General features: G+C 68.0%; 2 protein-coding genes. One reads left to right on the top strand and one right to left on the bottom strand.

Going from position 1 to position 1,830, the window contains the following annotated elements; genetic code table 11:
- The coding region (locus RMO30_RS07435; protein WP_309711442.1) for an FkbM family methyltransferase at nucleotides 1–775 on the top strand (775 nt) is incomplete at its 5' end.
- On the opposite strand, the gene RMO30_RS07430 is transcribed toward RMO30_RS07435, so the two are convergent.
- Complete coding sequence (locus tag RMO30_RS07430) at nucleotides 772–1,812, bottom strand: hypothetical protein (protein ID WP_309711444.1); 1,041 nt, start codon at nucleotides 1,810–1,812, stop codon at nucleotides 772–774. The genes RMO30_RS07435 and RMO30_RS07430 overlap by 4 nt on opposite strands.
- Nucleotides 1,813–1,830 lie beyond the last annotated feature (18 nt).

Raw genomic sequence — 1,830 nt, 5'->3', positions numbered from 1 at the left:
CGAAGCCGCCGCTCCGACGGCCTCCCCTCCCATCCGGGCACGACTGGGAGGCTGGCGCTCCCGAGTCGGGAACGCCATCTACATCGCCGCCGGTCGCATCGACTGGGCCGAACCCGAGATCAAAGGCCTCGCCCACGTGGTGAAACCCGGCGACACCGTTCTCGACATCGGCGCGGGTCTGGGCATGTACACCGTCCCACTGACCTACCTCATCGGGCCGACCGGGCGGATCGACTCGGTCGACCCGCAGCCGCGCAACTTCCACGTGGTGCGGTTCCTGCGCGTCCTCGTCGGCACCGCGAGAGGAAAGCTGCGCCGCGTCGCCATGGGACCGCAGGCCGGCGAGGGCGAAATCGTCGTTCCGATCCGCGGACCCTTCCCGATCTTCGGCCACGGTCACCTTCGTCCTGTCGGCGCCCCGTCCACCGGTCGAATCCACCGCATCCGCACCGACATCGACACCGTCGACGCGTGGGTCGAGAGGGAGGCCCTCGCACGTATCGCGTTCATCAAAATCGACGTCGAGGGGTTCGAGCCTTCCGTCGTGGCCGGAGCACGCCAGGTCATCGATCGTGATCGGCCGAGCCTGCTCATGGAAATCGAGGACCGCCACCTCGTGCGCTACGAGCGCGACGCGGCCGGTTTCCTGCAAGAGATCGCCGACCGCTGGCCCGAATACCGGATGTACACCTGGGTCGCCGGGAAGTGGAAAGAAACCGACAAGGTGCGTCCCGAGGTGCGCAACTACCTGTTCACGACACTCGTACTCGCTTAGGCCGAAGCAACCCTCGGGATTTCGAGCCACAGGTCGACCTCGTCGTCATCGAGGGAGTCTCCGAGGAGGCTGGCACTGCCGTCGTCGCTCGACCGCAGGCCGACAACGGTAACCGCCACATCGGAGCCCTCCGGCACGGTACGCGCAATGACTTTGTCGGCGTTCGTACGGCGCAGGGCGTCGGCGAGAGCTCCGAGCACTCTGTCGAGTTCTTCGCCCTCGAGGTCGTCGATTCCGCCCTCGTCGAGCAGCGTGACCGTCGTCCCACGCCTACGGGCGAGCATGACCTGTTCCCGTACGGTGTCGTTCAGGAGCTTGCGCCCGCGGATCTCATCGCGAATGGCGCCCTCAAGGTGAAGACACTCGGCGCGTTGCGCGGCGGTCAGATCGCCCCCGCTCTGCTGGATGGTGCGCAGCATCGGCAGCGCCATGACGGTCGTCTGCCCGAGCCGGAACTGCCGCTCGTTGAGGTGCGCCTCCTGAGCCGCCTGCCACTCCGTCGCGCCGCGCTCGGCGATAGCGAAGCGTTGCGAGTCGCGCACCGCCTTCGCGAGGGCGTTGGTGAGCAGATGCGCGACACCGACCCACGACGCCGAACCGATCACACCGAGGCCGGCGAGGGCGCCCGGCCCCGCCCAGAGAACCGTCTGCACGACGAGGAACCCGATCCCGAACCAGGCGAAGCCCGGTCGGCGGCGTACCGCGGTGATCGTCATGAGGGTTCCGACGGCGGCGACGTACCAGGTCGCGTAGCCGTTGCCGCCCTCGCGCTGCGGGTCGAGTACCGACGCGACGAGGAGAGGCAGGACGACCGTGATCGCGACGGCGAACGCGGCGAGCCAGACCGGCATCCGGGGCCGTTTGTCGGGGAAGAGCACGGCGAACGTCGCGATCGCGTAGATCGCCATCGCTGCGATGACGGGCCCGTTCGACGAGGCGAAGCCGAACGGCAGGGAGTACACCCCGAGCACGATGAGGTAGCTGGAGAACAGCGCGGCGACGACCACGATCAACGGCCGCGGAACGGTGACTCTCACCGGGCCTCCTCGAGGTCG

This window comes from Pseudolysinimonas sp. (assembly GCF_031389465.1).
GTDB lineage: Bacteria > Actinomycetota > Actinomycetes > Actinomycetales > Microbacteriaceae > Pseudolysinimonas_A.
The sequence above is the reverse complement of the archived record's forward strand: the minus strand, read 5'-3'. Positions and strand labels throughout refer to the sequence as shown.